Raw genomic sequence first — 8,192 nt, forward strand, 5'->3', positions numbered from 1 at the left:
AGTTGAGTCCGTATAATTGGTGTAAATTCAAGCGGCCGACTGGGTGACATTATGTAAAAAGTTCCACCTCGTCCCTCTTTGGTAGAATGAGTTTGCTGAGAACCTATCTACTGGGAGGAATGCGAGAATGGCACAGTACAACATTACCGTGGATGACGAAGTTTTGAAAGGGTTATTTACTGGTGATAAGGGGATATCGCAGTTGCTGGATCAGGTTCTGAATCAAGTTCTGAAGGCGCAGGCTTCTGAGCAGCTTCAGGCGGAGCCGTATGAACGTTCGGAGGAACGCCAGGGCTACCGGAATGGAACCCGTCCCCACCCACTGACAACCCGTGTAGGGACCCTCACCTTACGTGTCCCGCGTCTGCGTAATGGGAGCTTTTCCACGGAGTTGTTTGCGCGTTACCAACGTAGTGAGCAGGCTCTGTTGTTAGCGCTTGTGGAAATGGTGATTAACGGGGTATCCACAAGGAAAATCACGGCGATTACGGAGGAACTCTGTGGTGCGGAGTTCTCAAAATCTACAGTTTCAGATCTGTGTAAACGACTTGACCCTATTGTACAGGCGTGGAATGAGCGCAACCTAAGAGAAAAGCGATACCCATTCGTGCTGGTCGATGCAATCGTTCTGAGGATTCGGGGGGAAGGTCGGGTTCGCTCACGAGCAGCCATGATTGCGACCGGCGTCAACGAAGATGGGTATCGTGAAATCCTTGGCATTATGCTTGGGGATAGCGAGTCTGAGGCTAGCTGGTCTGAATTCTTCTCTTGGCTCAAGAGCCGAGATCTGAGAGGGGTGGATATTGTCGTCTCAGACAGCCACGGTGGGCTTGTAAGGGCTCTGCAAACGCAATTCCAGGGTGCAACGTGGCAGCGATGCCAGACTCACTTCATGCGTAATTTCTTGGACGCCACACCGAAGAATTTGCATGACGAACTTTACGGCAAAGTACGCTCTATACTGGATGCACCTGATGTCGAAACCGCACGGCTGCTGATGAACCAAGTTGTATCGGACTACAGCGAAAAGGCTCCTAAAGCTATCCAGGTACTCGAAAATGGGTTTGACGACATTACGGCAGTCCTCTCTTTACCAGAGCGCTACAGGAAGCGTCTGCGAACAACCAATGGAATGGAACGTCTTAATGAGGAAATACGCAGGCGAGATCGGGTCATTCGAATCTACCCAAACCGAGATTCCGTCATCCGTCTGATTGGAGCTTTACTCATGGAGATTGACGAGAAGTGGCAGTCGGGGCACAAATACCTCGACATGAAGGACTACTTCATGTGGCGTGAAGAACAGCAGAAACGGGCAAATCAGGGCTCAAAGATCAGCAAGATAAGTTGACATAATTCCATATCTACCAGGAGGCGAATTTACACCACATTTAGGACTTGATCCACGGTAGACACGCACGGTGGCTTCTTCGTCAATTGGGCACGACGAATTTTACACCACCACTTGAGACTCTAACCCATGTGTGGTTGGCTTTACGCTTACCCTCCAGAAAGTGTTGGATGACCGTGAGACGTCGAACTTCATGAGGTCGCATCACAAGATACCACTTGCTCATACATGACATTGTCACGGACGAATCTCGCGGTGACAATATCACAGACGCTCAACACAGTGATGGCGCGAGGTTGACGTTATAAGTGGATTCAAAATAAAATGAACAACGAAGGGAGGTGGAGACTTTGATGAATTTAGACAACGAACTAGAGTTGTTAGCAGGAGGCCTCAACTGGGCGGATGTGGCTGCTGGTATTATTGTCGGCGGAGTCACTGCCGCTGTAGATGTTCTTGCTCCGGAAGTCTCGCCTGTGGTAACACAAATCGGTTATAATGTTTCAAGAGCGCTTATCATCAAAGGTTTAGCAACTCCAGATATTGTTTATTAAGCGAGAAATTGAATTAATGGGGTGTAGTAGATTTATGAAAGAACTTTCTAAAGAAGAATTGAAGCTTGAGTGTGGTGCAAATTGGTTGGAATTTGCTGCTGGTGGCGCTGTCGGTCTTGCAACTATTGCTGTAGACGTCTTTGTTCCGGAGGTATCTCCCGTTGTTACCAGAATCGGCGCGGCTGTGGCTGCTTCCCTTGTCGTAAAAGGCCTAACAAGCTAATTTATTCTTAGCGAGGGCACGCTAGGCTGCGTGCCCTCAGGTTCGCGTTCTGCCGAACAAACTAAGAACAGAAATGGCGGTGTGCACGTTGTATATATACCTCGTCATAGCTGTGGCATGTATTTATATAATATCCATGACTATTAAATGGAATAAAATACCAAAATATAAGTATCCCTACGTTGTTCCGTTGTATATTTTACTCTGGTTCGATCTACTGTTTTCCATTGCAGCGAGCTTCAATTTCAAAATATACTACACGAAAACTGGCCTGATAATTGCTGTAAGCGCATTTGTTTTGAACGTGCTTGTCGTAGCGTATTGCGGATACAGATATAGTAAGAAAAAATCGTCTCAGTTAAAGGGTAAATCATCGTAGTTAAATCTGTATACAAATTCGTTTTGATTTCGGCCTGAAACTGTTCGTCCAGGAGTGGGTAGGACATAGACAATAATCGAAGCCTGATTATCTGATTCAGAGGTTTAGTGAATACTAATCTCAACGTATGCAGAATCACGAACCCTTGTGTAGCAAGGGTTTTTCGAATAGAAAGAAGGACTTCACCCCCCAGTTTGATAGAAAGAAAATGGTATCGACTAAACCTTTTCCAAGAGGGCGAAGTCCAACGTGTACATTCGACAAACATGGCTCTTTTCCTTTGACGAATGGATGGAAATTGATCCTTCGAGCGCCGTGAATGTTTTTTCTCCGCGCTCGCTCTGAGTCCGTATGCCGCGAAGTTGAGAAGCTCAACACCCCAAGGAGTAAAACCCATCTCTCGGGAAGCCATCTTGCGCGCTTTTCTCGCGGCACCTCTTGAGGGTATTGCTGCCTTTACACAGCTTCACCGACGTTTGGAGAGTGACTTGCGCTTTCGTTACCAGTGTGGCTTCTCTCTTCATGAACCCGCTCCATCCGTCTCGACTCTAAGCCGCGTCTTCAAAGCCATCGTGGACAAAGGGGTAGCAGCGACGCTGATTGAGGAGGACTTTGGGTTATTGTTCTATTATTCCGTATCTATGTTCTTTGGTTGTCAGGAAACGCTATATAAGTGTTCGGTTCGCATGCATAAGCCATTCTGCAAGCCCCGCGACTAAGTGAAAAGAGGGATGGAGATTGAGTAAATTTCCTATTGTGTATCAAGGAGCATCTCATGACTGTGTTCCAGCGTGTGTGTTGGCCCTGGGGCGCTATTACGGTGTCAACCTCAATTTAAATGAAGTTCGTCGCATTTTAGTTACCAATCCTATAAACGGAACAAAATTAAGGAATTTAGATAACTTATCGACGTGGTTTCATGTCCGCATAGGAAAAATTGTAGATACTCATGAAATTTCTGTGCATACGCCGTTTATTGCATATTTGAGGTATTCTCACGCGGTCGTAATATGGAGTTACTTAGAGACCAGGGGAAAACTTATTGTTGGGGATCCTGCAGCGGGAATTGTAGAAATGGATTTGGTAGACTTGATGCATGTATGGGAAGGTATCGCGGTTGTCATCCGTCCAAAAGTGCAGGAAGAGCAATCGCAACAGAACACCTCAAAAGAATGGTATTGGCTACGGTGGTATAGGTATGTTGGATTATCTGATCTTTTATCTCTAGGTGTGCGTTGGACTGGCATGATACTAGTGAGTTTTGTCGTATTTCTTTCTGCACTTGCCAATTCTATATATTCTCTGTTGTATGCACAATTGCTTCCGTTTTACTCCAAATTTCTCGTGTTCGTTGTGGCATACACTTTGATTTCTTTAATACTTGGATGGATATCTAATTTCATCTCGTTGCGGATCTCGGTAAAATATCAACGATTAATATCGTGGCGCATAGACGAGGCAATGAAAAAATTGAATTTGCGGTTCTATACAATGGGGGATATTTCAACGCGCTATCAAGATGTAAGTACCGTCGTAAATGCTATGTTAGCGCTGTTTCAAAACATCCCGTATTCGCTGATTATTTTCTTGGCGTCGCTTTATTTTCTAATGAAAATCAACTGGTTTTTGCCTATATTTACACTAGCATTCCTGATTCTTGTTGTTTCGATTCTGACACCATTCGTACATAGAGTAAGAAACCTTTTGTATAGTGTTCGCCTCAAGCAGGCGGAATTGACCAATTGTCTTCAACGTTGGTTGGCAGGTGGAGAAAATGCTGTTACAAAAGCGTTTCAAGAGCTTGTCAGCATACAATATAAACAATCCATTTGGGGCCTTCCAATAAACTCGGTTGTAGGAAACAGTGTGGTAGTTCCTACATTATTCGTAGTAATATTTGAGCATTGGAACAATGGCGGTACTGCAATATCCACAAGCACAGGTTATTCCCATCTGCTGACTGCCATCATGATTATGAATTATGCGGTTTCCGCCGGCCATAATCTCTACGGAGCAGTCATAGCTTGGCAGACATCTCGTCCATCACTCCATCGATTGAAAGATTTTTTATGTGTAGATGCTCAAAGTGAAGAAGTCGATATATCACCAAAGATTTCTTTGGATTCGTTTATTGCGCCTACGAAGGAGGAGGATTGTAAGAGTGAGTTCTGTTCGAACCGATACGTCACCCATGGCTTCAAAAATTCCTAGATACGTATATGTTGCTGGGGTATCAGTCTTGACATTAGGACTAATAGCTATATACATGGTAATCCATCCAAAAAAGGAAAAAGTACAAATACCTATAGCTGAGGTGCGGTATGGTACCATTTATCCCTATGTGACTGTGACCGGTACTATTGTGGATCAAGACATTGTTTCTATTTCCTCAAGCGCCGGCGGACAGATTGCGAAATGGATGGTTCACGTAGGTTCCCACGTAAAAGCCGGGCAAATCTTAGCCTACTTCTCCAACTACTCAATCAACAAAGAAATCTATGAATCTCTTAGAGAAAAATACATAGAAGCGCAAGAAATAGTCGCTGATGATCAGCGAGAAGAAGCTTTATTAAAAGCGGAACAGAACGCTGCAAACTTAGATGCGGTAACATCGGGGTCAATGCGATATTATCAGCAGTTGCATAGCAACGGGTCGCAAAGCCCAGCAGAAGAACAAGTGCAACAAGATCAGAATGCTATTAATCTACTTTCCGCTGAAGAGGCTACCTTGCAAGCGGAACAAGCGGCAATCGAAGCGAAATTGGACATGTTGACGGCTCTGCAATCCTTGCGTAATAGTGAACTAACAGCGCCGGTAAATGGGGAGATTACCTCTCTGCAAGTTCCTGCAGGGGCGCAGTTATCGCCCTATCAGGAGGCGTGTACGTTAATTTCGACAACTTCAACCGACGCACACGCAAAAGTGGTGTCAACGATTAACGCTCAAGATGTGTCACGAGTTCATGTGGGTGAGCATGTGGACATTTCTTCTCCTGACATCAGCGGATCCTTCACAGGAACGGTTGAGTTAATATCACCTTTTGCTGTTAATCAATCACAATTGCCTAATTATCAATATCAAGTTTATATAGAGATTAATCATGCTTCACCACAAATGTTGAACGGCATGAGTGTCAGCTGTTCTATATACACAAGTCCTATCCGGCATGCTGTGATTGTTCCAGCAGATGCTGTAATGGTGAACAACGGTCAGCTTGGTGTTTACGTACGAGACACATCAGGGAGGTTTAAGTTCACTCCGGTAAAAATTCTTTCGAGTGATGCTTTGAATGTACAAGTTCAGGGTGTGAAGGTGGGGATGGCCGTGGCAACCAAGCGGCCGCAAGAATGAAACCGATTTTGAAACTCGAAGGCGTTACGAAGGTCTACTCGTCTGGAACGAAGCACCAAATAGTTTTGCGTGACGTGAACCTGACTGTGTTTGAGGGCGAATTTCTAGCTGTTGTCGGTCCATCTGGAGGGGGGAAGTCGACTCTCCTGAACATTCTTGGATGTTTAATCACTCCGGATAATGGGAGCTACTTCGTGCATGGCAAAAAAGTTAATTGGAAGTCAACGAGGCAGTTAAGCCATTTGCGTGGAGGCGTACTAGCAACCGTATTTCAGGGGTTTGAGCTTGTTCCTCATTGGACTGTATCAGAAAATGTCGAGGTAGGACTTCGTATGAGGTCAATTCCTAAAGGGAAGCGTATCCACACGGTGATCGAAATGCTACGTAAGGTAGGTATGACGCAGCATATCCACAAGTACCCGAACGAATTATCCGGTGGTGAGCAGCAACGGGTTGCGATCGCGCGAGCCCTATGCACTGATCCACAGGTGCTACTTGCGGATGAACCAACGGGAAATCTAGATCCAGAGAACACTAAGGAGATCCTCGCAATTTTTCGCAACCTGCATGAGCAAGGCAAAACAATCGTTATGGTGACGCATGATATGAAAGTCGCAGAACAGGCCCAACGAATAGTGACATTACGAGGTGGGCGACTTGAGAGTGGTATGGGATTTGGTGCGAGTGACGAATATGCGTGAAACCTTGATTGAAGTGCTGAGAAATTTGAAGCGGTGTCCACTTGAGAGTGTATTGGCCGTTGTCGGGATATGCTTTGGCGTGGGTGGTATATTCCTTCTTTCTTCCATAAGTGCAGGGGTGCGGCAATCTATTGACTCAGAGGTCGCAGCGATTGGACCAGGCATTATGAGCGTTCAAGCTTCCGTGGCTACACAAAATCTCATTCGGGAAAGCGATGTACAAGCGATTGCAAAGACGCTTGGGAGTCAAGCGGTTGTTTCGCCAGTGGTCGAATCGTCTGTTACTATGCATGGACGCAATGGAGATTTATCTGGTTATGCCATCGGTGTTGACAGTGAATTCCCGGGCATTGAAAGTCTTACACTCTTGAAAGGCCACTTTTTTACGGCGATTGACAATGCGGAAAGCAGGAGCGTTTGTTTGATTAACACATATTTAGTAAATCAATTGTTTGGAGGAGAAAATCCGGTTGGAAAGCAGGTCCTTGTGAACAATATACCGTTAACGATTGAAGGTACATTTGAATTTTCAAATAACGTTTCGGCTGCAGCCAATATAGGTGAAGTACTACTGCCTATTAGTACCTATTTGAACAATTTTACTTCGGAAGATTCTATCACAGAAATTCTGTTGAAAGCGAATCGTGTACAAGACATTCGCCTCATTGAAAATGAAGTCCTAACTCAATTACTCCGTGATCACCAGTGGACAATCCCTCTGTCTGATTATAGCGTTTTTACGCAGGATAACCTTATATCGTCATCCAATTCGTTAAAGCATCTATTCAGCATATTCGTCTGGGTTGCTGATTTTGTCTCGTTTGTTGTTGGGGGAATCGGAATCATGAACGTCATGCTAATGGCTGTGTCGGATCGACACAAAGAAATCGGTATTTACTTAGCTTTTGGTGCAACCCGTCGATTTATTATTCAACACTTTCTCTTAGAATCGTCTATGCTGAGTCTGGTCGGTACAGTGTTTGGTATCCTACTAGGAACAATGACAGGTATGCTTTTAATGATGAAAGGCATCCCTATTAGTTTCAATGTGTGGGTCTATACTGAGGATATCGCGGTCGGGGTGTTAATCGGTACTCTCTTTGGTCTTTATCCGAGCTTACGAGCTGCAACAATGACTCCAGGAGTAGCTTTGCGACACTGACTCTGAGTCTCGAGTTTATACGTAACCTTCAAACCGATCACACCTTGACGCTCAGCCCCTCGGCGGTGGATGAATCATGTCCAGCCAGTTTGGACCTCCGCCATGCAGCACATGCGACCGGCGCATGTCTGTGGATGAGTCCAACAAGATGCGCCACTATGGAGCCCACATCCATCTATTAGTCACGCGCTTTGTCTAACTGTCGAAATCGGGTCAGAAACGCCCCCTGAAGGGATATGTCAATGGCCAATTTGTTTTCGTCTAAAATGGCCAACTAAAATCATCACTTGGCGTGGGAGATTAGAGACTCGCGGTGCCTCCTTTCATTCGGTAGCTAGTTGAGTCCGTATAATTGGTGTAAATTCAAGCGGCCGACTGGGTGACATTATGTAAAAAGTTCCACCTCGTCCCTCTTTGGTAGAATGAGTTTGCTGAGAACCTATCTACTGGGAGGAATGCGAGAATGGCAC

General features: G+C 45.3%; 7 protein-coding genes and 1 pseudogene. All 8 read left to right on the forward strand.

The genetic code is table 11. The features are described 5' to 3' along the window. The first annotated feature begins 127 nt into the window (after positions 1–127). The 8 genes and pseudogenes from QMF38_RS09455 (at position 128) to QMF38_RS09490 (ending at position 7,722) form a co-directional block, all read left to right on the forward strand. A complete protein-coding gene (locus tag QMF38_RS09455; RefSeq protein WP_281759281.1) occupies positions 128–1,351 on the forward strand; it encodes an IS256 family transposase in 1,224 nt (407 codons plus the stop codon). 353 nt (positions 1,352–1,704) lie between these two features. Next, positions 1,705–1,905, forward strand: a complete 201-nt coding sequence (locus QMF38_RS09460; RefSeq protein ID WP_040289471.1) for a hypothetical protein — start codon at positions 1,705–1,707, stop codon at positions 1,903–1,905. A gap of 34 nt (positions 1,906–1,939) precedes the next feature. Continuing rightward, positions 1,940–2,128: a hypothetical protein gene (locus QMF38_RS09465; protein WP_040289472.1), complete on the forward strand. Its 189-nt coding sequence runs from the start codon at positions 1,940–1,942 to the stop codon at positions 2,126–2,128. A gap of 628 nt (positions 2,129–2,756) precedes the next feature. Then, a pseudogene (locus QMF38_RS14945) lies at positions 2,757–3,115 on the forward strand (transposase); the annotation flags it as partial. 130 nt (positions 3,116–3,245) lie between these two features. Continuing rightward, a complete protein-coding gene (locus QMF38_RS09475) occupies positions 3,246–4,718 on the forward strand; it encodes a cysteine peptidase family C39 domain-containing protein (protein ID WP_006446988.1) in 1,473 nt (490 codons plus the stop codon). A 28-nt stretch (positions 4,719–4,746) separates the two neighbouring features. Continuing rightward, positions 4,747–5,859 carry an efflux RND transporter periplasmic adaptor subunit gene (locus tag QMF38_RS09480; RefSeq protein WP_281759282.1) on the forward strand — a complete coding sequence of 371 codons (1,113 nt, stop codon included), beginning with the start codon at positions 4,747–4,749 and terminating at the stop codon, positions 5,857–5,859. Then, positions 5,856–6,560, forward strand: a complete 705-nt coding sequence (locus tag QMF38_RS09485; protein ID WP_040289474.1) for an ABC transporter ATP-binding protein — start codon at positions 5,856–5,858, stop codon at positions 6,558–6,560. The genes QMF38_RS09480 and QMF38_RS09485 overlap by 4 nt, the downstream gene beginning before the upstream one ends. Beyond that, complete coding sequence (locus tag QMF38_RS09490) at positions 6,523–7,722, forward strand: ABC transporter permease (protein WP_232302400.1); 1,200 nt, start codon at positions 6,523–6,525, stop codon at positions 7,720–7,722. Before QMF38_RS09485 ends, QMF38_RS09490 begins: the two co-directional genes overlap by 38 nt. The last annotated feature ends 470 nt before the right edge of the window (positions 7,723–8,192 follow it).

Origin of the sequence: Alicyclobacillus hesperidum subsp. aegles, from assembly GCF_027923525.1 — a bacterium.
GTDB lineage: Bacteria > Bacillota > Bacilli > Alicyclobacillales > Alicyclobacillaceae > Alicyclobacillus > Alicyclobacillus aegles.

Coding starts and splice junctions, on each gene's coding strand:
- QMF38_RS09465 (WP_040289472.1), top strand. CDS start 1,940: ATGAAAGAACTTTCTAAAGAAGAATTGAAGCTTGAGTGTGGTGCAAAT.
- QMF38_RS09455 (WP_281759281.1), top strand. CDS start 128: ATGGCACAGTACAACATTACCGTGGATGACGAAGTTTTGAAAGGGTTA.
- QMF38_RS09460 (WP_040289471.1), top strand. CDS start 1,705: ATGAATTTAGACAACGAACTAGAGTTGTTAGCAGGAGGCCTCAACTGG.
- QMF38_RS09485 (WP_040289474.1), top strand. CDS start 5,856: ATGAAACCGATTTTGAAACTCGAAGGCGTTACGAAGGTCTACTCGTCT.